This is a genomic window from Achromobacter veterisilvae (genome assembly GCF_900496975.1).
Taxonomy (GTDB): domain Bacteria; phylum Pseudomonadota; class Gammaproteobacteria; order Burkholderiales; family Burkholderiaceae_B; genus Achromobacter; species Achromobacter veterisilvae.
Genome location: NZ_UFQC01000010.1, coordinates 156,104 through 171,183 on the forward strand (window position 1 = coordinate 156,104; position 15,080 = coordinate 171,183).

Sequence of the window (15,080 nt, forward strand, 5' to 3'; positions counted from 1 at the left end):
GGCCGCAATGAACGCAACGCAGAAAATAACGCCCTCGGGGCAATCCGTCATCGTGGTCGGCGGCGGCATCGGCGGCCTGGCCGCCGCGCTGGCGCTGACCCGCCAGGGAATCGCCGTACAACTGCTGGAACAGGCCGCGCACATCGGCGAGATCGGCGCCGGCATCCAGCTCGGGCCCAACGCCTTCGCGGCGCTGGACGCGCTGGGCGTGGGCGCCGCGGCGCGCGGGCGCGCCGTGTTCACCGACCACATCATCATGATGGACGCGGTGGACGCCCGGGAAGTGGTGCGCATCGACACCGGCGAAGCCTTCCGCGAACGGTTCGGCGGCCCCTACGCCGTCATCCACCGCGCCGACATCCACCTGTCCATCCTGGAAGCCGTGCAGCAGAACCCGCTGATCAGCTTCCGCACGTCCACGCAGATCGCCGGCATGTCGCAGGATGGCGCGGGCGTGGAGGTGGTGGACACGCAGGGCAACCGCTACCGCGCCGACGCGGTGGTGGGCGCGGACGGCGTGAAGTCCGTGATCCGCGAGCGCATGGTGGGCGATCCGGCGCGGGTGACGGGCCACGTCGTGTACCGCGCCGTGGTCGAGCGCGAGAACATGCCCGAGGAACTGCGCATCAACGCGCCCGTGCTGTGGGCCGGCCCGCACTGCCACCTGGTGCATTACCCCCTGCGCGGCGGCCAGCAATACAACCTGGTGGTGACCTTCCACAGCCGCGAGCAGGAAGAATGGGGCGTGCGCGAAGGCAGCAAGGAGGAAGTGCTGTCCTACTTCGAGGGCATCCACCCCCGCCCGCGCCAGATGCTGGACCGCCCCACTTCGTGGAAGCGCTGGGCCACCGCCGACCGCGAGCCCGTGGAGCGCTGGGGCCAGGGCCGCGTCACCATCCTGGGCGACGCCGCGCATCCCATGACGCAATACATGGCCCAGGGCGCCTGCATGGCGCTGGAAGACGCGGTGACGCTGGGCGAAGCGATCCGGCATTGCGGACAGGACCTGGAAGCCGCTTTCCGCCTGTACGAATCGGTCCGCATCCCGCGCAGCGCGCGCGTGGTCTGGTCCACGCGGGAGATGGGCAGGCTTTATCACGCGCGGGGCGTCGAACGCACCGTGCGCAACATGCTGTGGACGGGCCGCAGCCAGTCCCAGTTCTACGACGCGTTGCAGTGGCTGTATGGGTGGAAAGTGGAGAACTGCCTCGCGCGGGGTTCGGCGCAGTAAGCAGAAAAAACAAGCTCAGGAGGAGACAACCATGTACAAGAAGACCATCGGCGGAACCGCCATCGCGCTGGCGCTGGCCTCGTTCGCGGCCGGCGCGCAGCCCAAGCCCGTGGACATCGGCTTCATCGGCACGCTGTCCACCCCCGCCGGCTATATCGGCGAAGACGAGCGCGACGCGTTCATGCTGGCCGTGAAGGAAGGCGGCGGCAAGCTCGGCGGCGTGCCGGTCAATGTGCGCGTCGAGGACGACGCGCTCAAGCCCGCCAACGCCAAGCAGATCGCCGACAAGATGGTGCAGGGCGGCGTGCGCCTGTTCACCGGCATCAATTTCTCGAACGTGATGGCCGCGGTCGGTCCGACGGTGCTGAACGCCGGCGCCTTCTACGTCAGCCTGAACGCCGGCCCGTCCAACTACGCCGGCAAGGCCTGCAACCCCAACTACTTCGCCGTCGCGTTCCAGAACGATTCCTACGCGGACACCGCCGGCATGGCTGCCAATGAACTGGGCGCCAAGCGCGTGGTCATCATGGCGCCCAACTACCAGGCCGGGCGCGACGCGGTCGCCGGCTTCAAGCGCGCCTACAAGGGCGAAATCGCCGACGAGATCTACACCAAGCTGGAACAGGCCGACTTCTCGGTCGAACTGGCGCGCATCCGCTCGCTGAACCCCGACGCCATCTTCCAGTTCCATCCGGGCGGAGCGGGCATCAACCTGACCAAGCAGTTCGCCAATTCCGGGCTGGCCGGCCAGATCAAGATGATCACGCCCATCTACTCGATGGACGACCGCATGCTGGCCGCCACCGGCACGGCGGGCGCGGGCTTCTACCTGAGTTCGCTGTGGAGCGCCGACCTGGACAACCCGCAGAGCAAGCACTTCGTGGAGGCCTTCACCAAGACGTACAACCGCGCGCCCACCGCCTATGCCGCGCAGGCCTACGACACCGCCAACCTCATGGCCTCGGCCCTGAAGGCCGTCGACGGCGACATCGCCGGCCGCGCCGACGACTTCCGCGCCGCGCTGCGCCGCGCCGACTTCCCCAGCGTGCGGGGCAAGTTCAAGTTCGGTCCGAACCAGCACCCCATCCAGGACTGGTACCTGCTGCACATCGAGGCCGGCCCGGACGGCAAGCTGACCTACAAGAACCTCAAGGTCATCGCGCGCGACCACACCGACGTGCACGCGGCCGACTGCAAGATGTAGGCCGGGACGGAGGCGGGCGGACGGCGCACGGCCGGACCGCCTCCGCGCCGCTCCACAAGGAGTTTCCATGCTGATGTTCCTGGAGCAGGTCCTCAACGGCCTGCAATACAGCGCCTTGCTGTTCCTGCTGTCGGCGGGCTTGACGCTGGTGTTCGGCATCATGAACGTCATCAACCTGACGCACGGCTCGTTCTACATGGTGGGCGCGTTCTGCGCGGCCAGCGCGGCCGCCGCCACGGGCTCGTTCGCCGCGGCCCTGCTGGCGGCGCTGACCGGCGCGGCGCTGTACGGCCTGGCGGTGGAACTGCTGGTGATCCGCCACCTGTACCGCCGCGACCACCTGGACCAGGTGCTGGCCACGCTGGGCCTGACGCTGTTCACCAACGAACTGGTCACGGTGCTGTTCGGCCGCAGCCCGCCGTTCATGGACATCCCGCCGTTCCTGTCGGGGTCCGTGGCGCTGCTGCCGGGCCTGAACTACCCCGTGATGCGGCTGGCCTTCATCGGCGCGGGCGTGCTGGTGGCGGTCGGGCTGTGGTTCCTGATCTCGCGCACCCGCATCGGCATGCTGGTGCGCGCCGGGGCGGACGACGGCGAAATGGTCGACGCGCTGGGCGTGAACATCCAGCGCCTGTTCACCCTGATCTTCACGCTCGGCGCCCTGCTCTGCGGCTTTGCCGGCGTGATGGCGGCGCCGCTGCTGGCGGTGGAGATCGGCATGGGCGAACGCATCCTGATCACCACTTTCGTGGTCATCGTGGTGGGCGGCGTGGGCTCGGTGCGCGGCGCGCTGGCGGGCTCCCTGATGATAGGCATGACCGACGCGCTGGGACGCGCGTACATCCCGTTCTGGATGTCGCGGCTGCTGCCGCCGGAACTGTCGGATTCCGCCAGTTCCAGCCTGGTGTCGGCCAGCATCTACATCCTGATGGCCGTCGTGCTGCTGTTCAAGCCGCGAGGCCTCGTGCCCGCGCAGCGTTAGGAACGATAGTGTCAAACACCTCGATCAATAGAAAAGTCCTCGTCAACGCCATCGGGTTCCTGCTGTTCGCCCTGGTGCCCGCCATCGCGTCGGCCACGGGCGAGGCCTTCCTGGTCAACCTGATGACCCGCTTCCTCATCTACGCCATCGCCGCGGTCAGCCTGGACCTGATCCTGGGCTACGGCGCCATGGTCAGCTTCGGCCACGCCGCCTTCTTCGGGCTGGGCGGCTACGTGATCGGCATCGCCGGCTTCCACCTGGGCCAGGGCGACACGCTGTTCGGCTGGAGCGGCAGCAACGCCGCGCTGGCCATGTGGCCGCTGGCCGTCGCGGTTGCGGCGCTGGCCGGGCTGGCGGTGGGTTTCCTGTCGCTGCGCACTTCGGGCGTGCAGTTCATCATGATCACGCTGGCATTCGGGCAGATGCTGTACTTCATCCTCGTCGGCCTGATGGTCTACGGCGGCGACGACGGCCTGTCGATCGACGCGCGCAATACGCTGCCCGGCCTGGACATGAACCGCCCCGCCACCTTCTACTACGTCTGCCTGGCGCTCATGACGGCCTGGGTGCTGGCCTGCCGCCGCATCGTCGATTCGCCCTTCGGCATGGCGCTGCAAAGCATCAAGCAGAACCCGCGCCGCAGCGTCGGGCTGGGCCTGGCGCCGCTGCGCTACCGGCTCACCGCCTTCGTGCTGTCGGCCGCCGGCACCGGCCTGGCCGGGGCGCTGTGGGCGAACTACGCGCTCTTCGTCAGCCCGGACATGTCGTCCTGGCAGAAGTCCGGCGAACTGATGGCCATGGTCATCCTGGGCGGAATGGGCTCGATCTTCGGGCCGGTGCTGGGAGTGGCCGTGTACCTGGGCCTGGAGCAGGTCGCCACCGCGTGGACGGAACACTGGATGCTGATCCTGGGTCCCGTCCTGGTGCTGGTGGTGCTGTTCGGCAAGCGCGGCGTGTATGGCTGGCTGGTGGGAGGGAAACACCATGACTGATCGGCCCAAACTGGAAATCCGCGGCCTTCAGAAGCGCTTCGGCGCCGTGCACGCCACGCAGGGCGTCGACCTGGCGGTCAGGCCCGGCGAACTGCACGCGCTGATCGGCCCCAACGGCGCCGGCAAGACCACCCTGCTGTCGCAGATCGGCGGCGAGATCCTGCCCGACGCCGGCAGCATCCTGCTCGACGGCCGCGACATCACCCGCATGCCCGCGCACAAGCGGCCCGCGGCGGGGCTGGCCCGCTCGTTCCAGATCAGCCAGCTCTATCCCGGCTTCACCGCCGAGGACAACGTCGCCATGGCCGTGCAGGCGCGCAGCCCCGGCGGCTTCAACCTGTGGAAGAACGCCCGCGGGCTGCCCCGACTGCGCGACCCCGCCCGCCAGGCGCTGGAGCGCGTCGGGCTGGGCGGCCGCGGCGGCGTGCGCGTGTCCGCGCTGGCGCATGGCGAAAAGCGGCAACTGGAACTGGCGATGGCGCTGTCGCTGGACGCGTCCCTGCTGCTGCTGGATGAACCCATGGCCGGCATGGGCGCGGAGGAGTCGCAGCGCATGACGGCCCTGCTGCAAGAGCTCAAGGGCCGCTACGCCATCCTGCTGGTCGAACACGACATGGACGCGGTCTTCGCGCTGGCCGACCGCATCACCGTGCTGGTCTACGGCAAGACGATCTTCACCGGCACCCCGGACGAAGTGCGCCGCCATCCCGACGTGCGCGCCGCCTACCTGGGCGAGGAGGAATGATGCTGCAACTCAAGGCATTGCAAGGCGGCTACGGCGCAAGCAAAGTGCTGTTCGGCGTGGACCTCGACATCGCGCCGCGGCAGGTTGTGTCCCTGATCGGCCGCAACGGCATGGGCAAGACCACCACGGTCAAGACACTCATGGGCATGCTGCCCGCGCAGGGCGGCGACATCCTGCTGGACGGCAGGCCCATCGCGGGCCTGGCCCCGCACCGCATCGCGCAGTTGGGCATCGGGCTGGTGCCCGAAGGCCGCCGCGTCTTCGGCTCGCTGTCGGTGGAGGAAAACCTCGTCGCCACCGCCCGCAACACCCGGGCGGGCTGGCACGTGGAGCGCGTGTTCGAACTGTTCCCGCGCCTGAAGGAACGCCGCGCGCAGTCCGCCCGCACCCTGTCCGGCGGCGAACAGCAGATGCTGGCCGTGGGCCGGGCGCTCCTCATCAATCCGCGCCTGCTGGTCCTGGACGAAGCCACCGAGGGCCTCGCGCCCCTGATCCGCCAGGAAATCTGGAACTGCCTGCGCCGCCTGAAAGAAGAAGGCCAGACCATCCTGGTGATCGACAAGAACCTGAAAGAGATGGCCACGCTGGTCGACCGCCACCACGTGCTGGAAAAGGGCCGCGTCGTATGGCAAGGCAGCCCCACGGAACTCGCGGCGCAGCCGGAACTGGCGCAACGATATCTTGGTGTGTAGGATGGGTGGAGCGCGAGAGTCCTTAAGCCAGAACGCGATTGCCGAACGCGCGAAACCCATGCGGCCGTGGGCAGATTGTTTTTTCGGCCGATGGAGAAAACAGTCTGCCCACGGCCGCATGGGTTTCGCGCGCTGAAGAGCGGGGTTCTTGTGGAGAGGATCTCGCGCTCCACCCATCCTACACAGCCCGGCAGAAACTAAAAAAAACGGGCGGCCCGCCTTGCGGCGGCCGCCCGTGGCGTTGCAGCGCTTAGTTCAGGCTGGCGCCGGAGATCTTCACGATCTCCTGGTACTTCGCCTTCTCGTTCTTGACGAATTCGGCGAACGCCTCGGACGACATCGGAGCCGCCTCCGAACCCATCGTCAGCAGGCGCTGCTTCACGTCAGGCTGCTGCATCGCTTCCGAATAGGCCTTGTTCAGCTTGGCGACCACCGGCGCGGGCGTGCCGCCCGTGGTGAACACGCCGAACCAGGTGCCCAGGTCGAAACCCTTGACGCCCGATTCCTCGACCGTGGGCACGTCGGCCAGCAGCGACGAACGCTTGGCGGTGGTGACGGCCAGCGCCTTCACTTTGCCGTCCTTGATCAGCGGAGCCGAGGCTGCCAGATTGTCGAACATGAAGTCCGACTGGCCCGACAGCAGCGCCAATTGGGCGGGCGCCGCGCCCTGATAGGGGATGTGCTCGACGTTGATGCCGGCGCGCGCCTTCAGCAGTTCGCCCGACAGATGCCCGGCGCTGCCGTTGCCGCCCGAACCGTAGTTCAGCTTGCCGGGGTTCTTCTTCGCGTAGTCGATCAGGTCCGACAGCTTCTCGATCTTGTTCTTCTGGGCGAATTCGACATTCATCACCAGCACGTTGGGCACCGAGGCCACGATCGTGACCGGCGCGAAATCCTTCACGGGGTCGTACGGCAGGTTGGCGAACAGCCAGGGGTTGATCGCGTGGGTCGCGACCGCGCCCATCACCAGCGTATAGCCGTCGGCCGGCGCCTTGGCCGCCAGATCGGCTCCGATATTGCCGCCCGCGCCCGAGCGGTTTTCCACGATGACGGGCTGGCCCAGGGAGCCGCGCACCTTCTCGGCCAGCATGCGGGCCATGGTGTCCAGCGGGCCGCCGGGCGGGTAAGGCACGACGAAGCGCAGGGGCTTGGTCGGGAAATCGGTGGCCTGCGCCAGGGCGGGCGCGGCGAAAGGCAGGGTCGCGGCCAGCGCCACGGCGCCTTGCAGCAAGGCGCGGCGCACGGCGCTGCGGGGGGTCGGCTTCATGGATTGTTCTCCTCACTCTGTATCGATAGCGGTCAGTAGCATACCGCAGGGATGAGATGAGCGTAACAAAGAGAAACCGGAAAAGTTCTCCGGTACTCGGGTGTCCGGCCCCCCTCGCGCCTCGTGTCAAGTGGCCGAAGGCGCCGCGTTCCAATCCGGCCGCCGCCTGGCCTTGGCTGCGGCGATCCCCTCGATCGCTTCGGTGCGTAACTGGCTGGCGAAGGATTGCGAGGCCGAGTCCAGATAGGTCCCCAGTTCTTCTTCGTGCCAGCGCTGCTGGCCGAACAAGCCCCGCAGCATCCGCTTGGTCTGCCCGGCGGCGCGCGGGGCGGCGTCCACGCAGCGCCGCAGCACGCCGGCGATTCCCTCCTCCCAGTCCCGCCCGGCATCGAACACATAGTCCAACAGGCCGATGGCGCGCGCCGCATCCGCGTCTATGCGTTCGCCGGTCAGCATCATCCGCCGGGCTGCTTGCAGGCCGATGCGGGCGGCGACAAAGGGAAGAATCTGCGCCGGCACCAGGCCGATCGACACTTCGGGAAAGCCGAAACGCGAATCGCGCGAACCGGCGGCCAGGTCGGCGGCGCAGACCAGGCCCGCGCCCCCGCCCATGGCGGCGCCCTGCGCCAGCACCACGGTGATCTTGGAACTGCCGGCAAAACGCTCCAGGAAGCGTCCGTAACGCCGGTTGCCCAGGGCGACCGGATCCTGGCCGTCGGCGCCAGGCCTCGCGGCGATCCGGTCCGCGATATTGCCCAGATTGCCGCCCGCGCTGAACGCCGGCCCGGCCGCGCTGACGGCCACGACTCTCACGGCGGCGTCGGATTCGGCCTGGCCGAGCGCGTCCTCCAGCCGCTCGACCATTTCGCCGCCCAGCGGATTGCGCGTCTCGGGCCGGTTCAGGATCAGATGAAAAACCGCGCCGTCGCGCCGAGTGAGCAGCGGCGCGTCCGCCGCGCCGTTGGATTGCGCCAGGTTCATGGTTACCGCTCCTTCAGTACACTGCGGCGGCCGGGGCCGCCGCCAGTTGGATAATCCCTTCCTGTGCCAGCGCCTGGATGTCGGCCGGCGAGTAGTCCAGTTCCCGGAGCACCGCCTGCGTATCCTCGCCGACCGACGGCACACGCCCATCGGCCGGATCGCCTCCGGTATGCACGCCCGGCAGGCCGACGAATGGCACCTCGCCCAGGCCCGGCTGGCTGAGCGTCTGCACCAGGCCCAGATGCCGCACCTGCTCGTCTTCCTGGAACTGGTCGTAGTCCTTGACCTCGCCGTACAGGATGTCGTTTTCGCGGAAGCAGTTGGTCCAGTACGCGGTGGGACGCGAGCGCAAGGCCTGCGCCACCCCGGCGTTGATCTCGTCGCCGGCCTGTATGCGGCGCTGCGGCGTGTCCATGCGCGGATCCGTCAGCCAGTCGTCGCGCCCGATCACCCGGCAGATCGCGGCGAACATCGCGTTGTTCATCGCGAACACCAGTACATAACCGTCCGCCGTGCTGAAGATTCCCTGGGGATACGTGACGCTGGTGGCCGGTTCTCCGCGGCGCAACGCGTGGTCGATCAAGGAACTGTTCTGCAATGCCGCCATGGTGGCCAGCAGGCTGACGTCGATGTGCGTGCCCGATTGACCGCGCTCGCGCGCGAATAGGGCGCCTCCGATCGCATTGGCGGTGTAGACGCCGCAAGACAGATCGCCGACGAACGGCTTCACCCGCTGGGGCAGCCCCGCGCCGTCGCAATTCGCGGTGGTCAGGCCCGTGAGCGCCTGCACCACCGAATCGGTGCCCGGACGGTCGACATAAGGGCCGGACAGGCCGAACCCCGAGATCGATGCGTAGACCAGGCGCGGATTGACGCCGCGCAGCGCGGCATAACCCACGCCCAGGCGGTCCGCCACGCCGGGGCGGAAGCTCTGCACCACCACGTCGGCGCGCGCCGCCAGCCTGTGCAGGACCTCGCGGCCGGAATCGGTCTGGGCATCCAGGGCCAGGCTGCGCTTGCCCCGATTGAAGGCCAGCGCAATGGCGCTGAATCCTCCGCGCGGCACGCCCATGCTGCGTCCCCAGTCGCCATGGAACGGTTCCACCTTCGTCACCTGCGCGCCCATCTGGCGCAGGATCTGCGCGCAGTAAGGCCCCGCGATTCCCTGCGACAAGTCGAGCACGCGCAGGCCTTCATACACCCTGTGCAAAGGATTCGGATCAATAGCGGAATTCACGGCTGTCTCCCTGGACTTGGGGAAAGGCTGGGCTTGTGCCCGACGCCCGCGGCCCCGGATAATCGTCTGCGTACGCTGGCACACAAGGAAATCTCATGGCGGTGCGCGATCTGGACATAGGTTTGCTCAGGACTTTCCTGGCGGTGGCCGACCGCGAGAATTTCGCGGGCGCGGCCGACCAGGTGTTCCGCACCCAGGCCGCGGTCTCGCAACAGATGCAACGGCTCGAGCGGCTGCTGGACTGCAAACTGCTGGTGCGCGTGGGACGGCACAAGCGCCTTACCGAACAGGGCGTGCGACTGCGCGAGTACGCGCGGCGCATGCTCGCGCTGAACGACGAAACCTGCCGCGCGATGAACAAGAGCGTCTTCGCCGCGCCCACGCGCATCGGGGTATGCGCCGACGCCGTGGACACGATCCTGCCGGACTACCTGGCGCTCTGCGCGCGCACCTATCCCGGCATGCGCATCGAGATCCAGGTAAATCGCAGCCGCTGGCTGGCGTCGGCGCTGCGGCGCGGCGACATCGACCTGCTGCTCGAACTCGAGCAATTCGACGAGTTCCCCCGCATCACGTTTCGGACCTCGCCCGTGGTCTGGATTTCGGGCACGCATTTCCATCATCAGCAAAATCTCCCTTTGCCCCTGGTGCTGGTGGACTCGCCCTGCGTCTTCCGGCGCATGGCGCTGAACCGCCTGGAGCAAGAAAACCGCCCCTGGCGCAATGCCTTCCAGACGCCCACGCTGGCCGGCGTGCGCGCCGCCTTGCGGGCCGGCCTGGGCATCACCCCGCGCACCATCGAGATGCTCACCCCCGGCCTCAAGGTGGTGGGCGAAGAACTCGGCCTGCCCACCTTGCCCTCCGCCAGCTACCATCTCTACATGCGCGCGGGCGACAACTCCGACGGCGCCCGCAAGCTCAGCGAATTATTCATCCCCTCCTGACCGCCGCTACCGTTGCTGCATGCCGGCGGCCACGATCACTTTGCCCCACTCCACCGTGTCGCGCCGCTGGATCGCGCGCAGGTCCTCGGGCGAGCCAGGCTGCGGCAGCAAAGCGCGATCGGTCAGGAATCGGCGGCCCTCCGGATTGTCGAGCGCGCCGTTGATCCACGCGGCCAGGCGCTGCGAAACCGCGGGCGGCGTCGAGGCGGCCGCCCAGATCGCGATCCACGACGACACGTCGAAGCCCGGATAGCCGAGCTCCGCCACAGTGGGCACGTCCGGAAAGGCGGGCACGCGGGTGGCGGTGGACACCGCCAGGGCGCGGATCTTGCCGGCCCGCATCTGGGGCGTCGCGGTGACGGCGTCGCAGAAATAGAAGTCGTACTGGCCGCCCAGCAGATCCGTCATGGCCTGCGTGCTGGCGCGGTACGGAATGTTCACCGCGCTGATGCCTGTCATCGCGCGAAAGCGCTCGCCGGCGATGCGGCCGCCGACGTTGGCGCTGGCGAAGCTCAGGCTGCCCTTGGAGGCCCGCGCGTCGGCGATGAATGCCTGCAATGTTTCCGCCTTCACGCGCTGCGGATTGACGACCAGGAAATACGGCGCGGTCGCCAGTGTCGTCAGCGGCGTGAAGTCGCGCTCGGGATCGTAGGCCAGCGATTTGTAGATGCTGGCATTGGCCGCGTGCGTGGACGGCCCCGACACCAGCAGGTTGTAGCCGTCGCCGGATTGCCGCAATACGTACTCGGCGGCGATGTTGCCGTCGGCTCCCGGCCGGTTTTCGATGATGACCGGGCTGCCCACCTTCTCGCGTATCTTGTCCGCGACATAGCGGATGATGGTGTCGGTCGCGCCGCCCGCGCCGTATGCCACGGTCACATGGACCGTCTTGTCCAGCGTCTGCGCGCGGGTGCCGCCACAAGCGGCCAGCAGCGCGCCGGCTCCGGCCAGTTGAATGAATGCCCTGCGGGTCTGTTCCATTTGTAGTCTCCTCCCATCCTTTTGCTCCTGCTATTGCAGGATTTCGCCGGGACAAGGAATTTCCAGGTCCAACAGCATCTGGGCGTACGACTTGCCCAAGGGATCCGAGCGCAGGCTGGACGAACCGCCGCCGCCCAGCGCGCGCCGCAGCACGAAATTGACTGCCCCCGTCCCCGGAAGCTCGAAGCGCGACACGTCGCCCTGCACCAGATGGCTGAAGTACTCGCGCACCCGCTCGGCGGTCAGCTCGCGCAACAGCACGGGCCAATAGGCCTCGGAGCGCGCGATCACGCCGATGTTCGAATCGTCGCCCTTGTCGCCGCTGCGGGCATAGGCCAGCCTCGCCAGCGGCACCCGCAGGGCGCCGTCCGGGCTCGCCGGCGCCGACGCGCAAGCCTGCTGCGCCGCGGGCGGAAACGACGGGCCCTCCTCGCCGTTTTCCGGCACGATGACCTCGGCGTGGACGTCGCCGCAGTCGAGCCAGACCGGCACGCATTGCTTGGCGATGTAGAACGATCCCGTCTTGATGATGGCCTGGATATCGGAACGGCCGCCGAAGTGGCTGCGCGTGCCCGGCCCCATCGACGTCCCGGCCGAAGCGGACTCCTTCTGCAGGAACTCCAGCCCCTTGCGCTCGGCATGCGAGGCGGCGATGCGCAGGATCACCTCGCGGCTGTCGTTCTCGCGCGCGTTGCCGCCGTACATGGCTTCCGCCCCCAACAGCTCCACCACGGTGGACGTGTAGTCGGGCAGGCCGTTGAGCGCGAGCAGCTTGCGCGTGCGCCGCAGCAGCTCTTCCGCCGTGCGCAGGGCTTTTGCGCGCGCCCGTTGCCCGCGGATCGCCATCATGATGCCGATCTGATAGCCGGCGTGTCCTGTTGCGGTGATCTTGTAGCGCGTGGAAGGCGCCCGTCCGCGCGCGCCCTCCACCCGAACCCGGTCCGGCCCCGTCTCGCGGATGGAAACCTGCCGCAGGTCGCAGACCACGTCGGGAAGTTCGTACGCGGCGGGGTCGCCGATTTCGTACAGCAGTTGCTCGGCCACCGTGGCCCGGTTGACGAGACCGCCGGTTCCGGGGGGCTTGGTCAGGTCGAAACCGCCATCCGGGCCCAGCACCACTATCGGATAACCGATATTGGCCCAGTCCGGGACTGTCTCCCAGTCGGTGAAGAGCCCGCCGGTCGCCTGCGGACCGCACTCGATCAAGTGGCCGGCCAGGCTGGCCTGCGCCAATCTGTCGTAATCCGAAAACACCCAATCGAACTCGTGTATCGCCACGGCCAGCGCGCAGGCGCTGTCCACCGCGCGCCCCGTGATCACGATGTCCGCATCCAGCGCCAGCGCCTGGACGATGGGGTAGGCGCCCAGGTATGCGTTGGCCGACAACAAAGGCCCGAAGCCGTTCAGGTCCGGCAGGCGGCAGCCCTGCGCATCGGTGAATTCGGCATGCAGTTCGGCCACGTCGTCGCCGGTGACGACGGCGATGCGAGGCGACAGGCCCTGTTCCCGGGCGAAGGCCAGAATGGCGTCGCGGCACGCTTGGGGATTCAGTCCGCCGGCATTCGACACCAGCCGCACGCCCCGCTCCAGCAGGGTTTTCAGATGCGGACGCAGCACGCTGACGAAGTCCGTCGCATATCCCAGCTCGGGGTTGCGCATGCGCGCCCGCTGCAGGATGGACATGGTCGTCTCGGCCAGATAGTCGAAGACGATGTAGTCCAGCTTCTCGGCCGTGAGCAGTTGCGGAATCGCAATCTGGGAGTCGCCCCAGAAACCCGAGGCGCATCCGACGTGCACGGTCTCTTTCGGCCGGCGCGCCCGGCTCTCGTCGTGGTTCGCGTTCATTGCTGCACCTCCATCAAGGCCTTCCCCGTGCTGATCTGGTCTCCCGCGGCAACGGCCAGTTTTGCCACAATGCCCGCCGCGCCCGCGGTGATCGACATTTCCATCTTCATGGACTCCAGCACCAGTACGGTCTGCTGCGCCGTCACACTATCTCCATCGCGCACGTCGACGCTGATCACTCTTCCGCTCATCGGCGCCCGCAGCAGCCGGGCCTGGCCGGGCTGCTGGTCTTCACGCCCGGCGAAACGCGTGGCCCGCAGGAAGCGCCAGACGCTCGCGCCGTCCTGCACCCAGGCGATGCCCGTTCCTCCTTCCAGGGCCACGCGCAGGCGCCGGCGCAGGCCGCCCAGGACCAGCGCCATCTCGCCGTCGCGGCGATGAGCCGCGTCGATCCGGATCTGCCGGCATTCGCCTTCGGCGACGTGCCCATCCCAGGCGCGCACCAGCAAGCCGCCATCGGCCTCCTGCGCGACGCGCAAAAGCCTGGGCTTCCCGTCGGAGGCATCGTCCAGCGCCACCTCGCCGGGCGCGGCGAGGCCTTGCGGGGCGCCCCCCGCGGGCCAGCCGGCCAGCGCCAGCGCCGCGGCGGCCAGCGCATGCTCCGAAGGCTCCGCCCGCCAGTGCGCGGACGCCATGTCCTGCCCGGCCAGGAAGGTCGTCGTCACGCCGCCGTCGCGGAATTCTGGATGATCGATCGCCCGCGCCAGGAAATGCAGGTTGGAACGGACTCCCAGCAAACCGCCGGCCTCGCAGGCCCGCGCCAGCTTGCGGATGCACTCCTCCCGCGTTTCGCCCCACGCCAGGTACTTGGCCAGCATCGAGTCATAGTGCGGCGTGATTTCCAGGCCGTCCTCCAGCGCGGTATCGACGCGCAGCCCGGGCGGTTCGATCCATCTGAGCACGGTGCCGACCTGCGGCACGAAGCCCGAGGCCGGGTCTTCCGCGCAGACGCGCAACTCCATCGCATGGCCGCGGCTGCGCACGTCCTCCTGCCGGAAGGCCAGCGGCTCGCCCTGGGCCACCCTCAGTTGCCACTGCACCAGGTCGATGCCGGTGACCAGCTCGGTCACGCCGTGCTCGACCTGCAGCCGCGTGTTCATCTCCATGAAATAGAAACCGCCCGCTTCGTCCAGCAGGAATTCCAGCGTGCCCGCCCCCACATAGCCTATCGCCTGGCACGCGCGCACCGCCACGGCGCCCATGCGCTCCCGCAGCGCCGGCGACACCGCGGGCGACGGGCTTTCCTCGACCAGCTTCTGGTAGCGCCTCTGCAGCGAGCAGTCCCGCTCTCCCAGGTGCAAGGCATTGCCATGCTCATCGCACAGCACCTGTATTTCGACATGGCGAGCCGCCAGGATGGCCTTCTCCAGGATCAACTCATCGGAACCGAAAGCCCCCAGCGCTTCGGAGCGGGCCAGCGGCAGCGCCTGCGCCAGCGCCGCGTCGTCCTGCGCCAGCCGCATGCCGCGTCCGCCGCCACCCGCGGCCGCCTTCAGCAATACCGGATAGCCGATGGCGCGAGCCCGCGCCGACAATTCCCGGTCGTCGGAGATGCCTTGCGCGCCGGGCACCGTCGGCACATCGGCGCGTTGCAGCGCCTCCTTGGCGCGGGCCTTGTTCCCCATCAGCGCGATGACTTCGGCCGGCGGCCCCACGAACGTCAGCCCGGCCTCCGCCACGGCGCGGGCGAACTCGGCATTCTCGGAAAGAAAGCCGTAGCCCGGATGCACCGCCTGCGCGCCGGTCAAAGCGCAGGCCCGCAGAATCGCGTCCACATTGCGGTAGCTCGCCTGCGCTGGCGCGGCGCCGATGCGCACCGCCATGTCGGCCTCCCGGACGTGACGGGACTCCGCGTCCGCGTCCGAGTACACCGCGACCGTGCGCAGGCCCAGGGCGCGCGCCGCCCGGATGACCCGCAGCGCGATCTCTCCCCGGTTGGCGACGAGCAAGGTATCGAATCTCATCGTGTCCACCCCTCG

At 68.3% G+C, this 15,080-nt stretch carries 13 protein-coding genes; 7 read left to right on the forward strand and 6 right to left on the reverse strand.

Annotated elements, in window-relative coordinates; genetic code table 11:
• The first annotated feature begins 7 nt into the window (after positions 1–7).
• The 6 genes from AVE30378_RS11570 to AVE30378_RS11595 all read left to right on the forward strand — a co-directional run bounded on the left by AVE30378_RS11570 (position 8) and on the right by AVE30378_RS11595 (position 5,846).
• Positions 8–1,231, forward strand: a complete 1,224-nt coding sequence (locus tag AVE30378_RS11570; RefSeq protein WP_129241000.1) for a 3-hydroxybenzoate 6-monooxygenase — start codon at positions 8–10, stop codon at positions 1,229–1,231.
• A gap of 31 nt (positions 1,232–1,262) precedes the next feature.
• Positions 1,263–2,435, forward strand: coding sequence for an ABC transporter substrate-binding protein (locus AVE30378_RS11575; protein ID WP_129241001.1), 1,173 nt, complete (start codon positions 1,263–1,265; stop codon positions 2,433–2,435).
• 67 nt (positions 2,436–2,502) lie between these two features.
• Positions 2,503–3,417 carry a branched-chain amino acid ABC transporter permease gene (locus AVE30378_RS11580; RefSeq protein ID WP_129241002.1) on the forward strand — a complete coding sequence of 305 codons (915 nt, stop codon included), beginning with the start codon at positions 2,503–2,505 and terminating at the stop codon, positions 3,415–3,417.
• Between the two features lie 5 nt (positions 3,418–3,422).
• Positions 3,423–4,409 (forward strand): branched-chain amino acid ABC transporter permease, encoded by a 987-nt coding sequence (locus AVE30378_RS11585; RefSeq protein ID WP_422393650.1) that lies wholly within the window; start codon positions 3,423–3,425, stop codon positions 4,407–4,409.
• The gene (locus tag AVE30378_RS11590; protein WP_129241003.1) at positions 4,402–5,154 is read left to right on the forward strand and encodes an ABC transporter ATP-binding protein; all 753 of its coding nucleotides are present in this window, start codon (positions 4,402–4,404) and stop codon (positions 5,152–5,154) included. Before AVE30378_RS11585 ends, AVE30378_RS11590 begins: the two co-directional genes overlap by 8 nt.
• Positions 5,154–5,846: an ABC transporter ATP-binding protein gene (locus AVE30378_RS11595; protein ID WP_129241062.1), complete on the forward strand. Its 693-nt coding sequence runs from the start codon at positions 5,154–5,156 to the stop codon at positions 5,844–5,846. Before AVE30378_RS11590 ends, AVE30378_RS11595 begins: the two co-directional genes overlap by 1 nt.
• Before the next feature lie 250 nt (positions 5,847–6,096).
• Here AVE30378_RS11595 and AVE30378_RS11600 read toward each other — a convergent pair whose 3' ends face one another.
• The 3 genes from AVE30378_RS11600 to AVE30378_RS11610 form a co-directional block, all read right to left on the reverse strand.
• Complete coding sequence (locus AVE30378_RS11600) at positions 6,097–7,113, reverse strand: Bug family tripartite tricarboxylate transporter substrate binding protein (protein ID WP_129241004.1); 1,017 nt, start codon at positions 7,111–7,113, stop codon at positions 6,097–6,099.
• 126 nt (positions 7,114–7,239) lie between these two features.
• The gene (locus AVE30378_RS11605; protein WP_129241005.1) at positions 7,240–8,094 is read right to left on the reverse strand and encodes an enoyl-CoA hydratase/isomerase family protein; all 855 of its coding nucleotides are present in this window, start codon (positions 8,092–8,094) and stop codon (positions 7,240–7,242) included.
• A 13-nt stretch (positions 8,095–8,107) separates the two neighbouring features.
• Entirely contained in the window at positions 8,108–9,331 is a 1,224-nt protein-coding gene (locus AVE30378_RS11610; RefSeq protein WP_129241006.1) for a CaiB/BaiF CoA transferase family protein, read from the reverse strand.
• A 95-nt stretch (positions 9,332–9,426) separates the two neighbouring features.
• Between AVE30378_RS11610 and AVE30378_RS11615 the strand changes: the two genes are divergently transcribed.
• Positions 9,427–10,275 (forward strand): LysR family transcriptional regulator, encoded by an 849-nt coding sequence (locus AVE30378_RS11615; RefSeq protein WP_129241007.1) that lies wholly within the window; start codon positions 9,427–9,429, stop codon positions 10,273–10,275.
• Between the two features lie 6 nt (positions 10,276–10,281).
• On the opposite strand, the gene AVE30378_RS11620 is transcribed toward AVE30378_RS11615, so the two are convergent.
• From AVE30378_RS11620 to AVE30378_RS11630, 3 genes are read right to left on the reverse strand one after another with little or no spacing between them, the layout of a single operon-like run.
• Positions 10,282–11,256, reverse strand: a complete 975-nt coding sequence (locus AVE30378_RS11620) for a Bug family tripartite tricarboxylate transporter substrate binding protein (protein ID WP_129241008.1) — start codon at positions 11,254–11,256, stop codon at positions 10,282–10,284.
• A gap of 30 nt (positions 11,257–11,286) precedes the next feature.
• Complete coding sequence (locus AVE30378_RS11625; protein WP_129241009.1) at positions 11,287–13,101, reverse strand: acyclic terpene utilization AtuA family protein; 1,815 nt, start codon at positions 13,099–13,101, stop codon at positions 11,287–11,289.
• Positions 13,098–15,065 (reverse strand): acetyl/propionyl/methylcrotonyl-CoA carboxylase subunit alpha, encoded by a 1,968-nt coding sequence (locus AVE30378_RS11630; RefSeq protein WP_129241010.1) that lies wholly within the window; start codon positions 15,063–15,065, stop codon positions 13,098–13,100. The genes AVE30378_RS11625 and AVE30378_RS11630 overlap by 4 nt, the downstream gene beginning before the upstream one ends.
• Between the last annotated feature and the right edge of the window lie 15 nt (positions 15,066–15,080).

Bases quoted from the DNA above. Each gene is read 5' to 3' on its own strand.
- AVE30378_RS11570 (WP_129241000.1), top strand. From the start codon at position 8: ATGAACGCAACGCAGAAAATAACGCCCTCGGGGCAATCCGTCATCGTG.
- AVE30378_RS11575 (WP_129241001.1), top strand. From the start codon at position 1,263: ATGTACAAGAAGACCATCGGCGGAACCGCCATCGCGCTGGCGCTGGCC.
- AVE30378_RS11580 (WP_129241002.1), top strand. From the start codon at position 2,503: ATGCTGATGTTCCTGGAGCAGGTCCTCAACGGCCTGCAATACAGCGCC.
- AVE30378_RS11590 (WP_129241003.1), top strand. From the start codon at position 4,402: ATGACTGATCGGCCCAAACTGGAAATCCGCGGCCTTCAGAAGCGCTTC.
- AVE30378_RS11595 (WP_129241062.1), top strand. From the start codon at position 5,154: ATGCTGCAACTCAAGGCATTGCAAGGCGGCTACGGCGCAAGCAAAGTG.
- AVE30378_RS11600 (WP_129241004.1), bottom strand. From the start codon at position 7,113: ATGAAGCCGACCCCCCGCAGCGCCGTGCGCCGCGCCTTGCTGCAAGGC.
- AVE30378_RS11605 (WP_129241005.1), bottom strand. From the start codon at position 8,094: ATGAACCTGGCGCAATCCAACGGCGCGGCGGACGCGCCGCTGCTCACT.
- AVE30378_RS11615 (WP_129241007.1), top strand. From the start codon at position 9,427: ATGGCGGTGCGCGATCTGGACATAGGTTTGCTCAGGACTTTCCTGGCG.
- AVE30378_RS11620 (WP_129241008.1), bottom strand. From the start codon at position 11,256: ATGGAACAGACCCGCAGGGCATTCATTCAACTGGCCGGAGCCGGCGCG.
- AVE30378_RS11625 (WP_129241009.1), bottom strand. From the start codon at position 13,101: ATGAACGCGAACCACGACGAGAGCCGGGCGCGCCGGCCGAAAGAGACC.
- AVE30378_RS11630 (WP_129241010.1), bottom strand. From the start codon at position 15,065: ATGAGATTCGATACCTTGCTCGTCGCCAACCGGGGAGAGATCGCGCTG.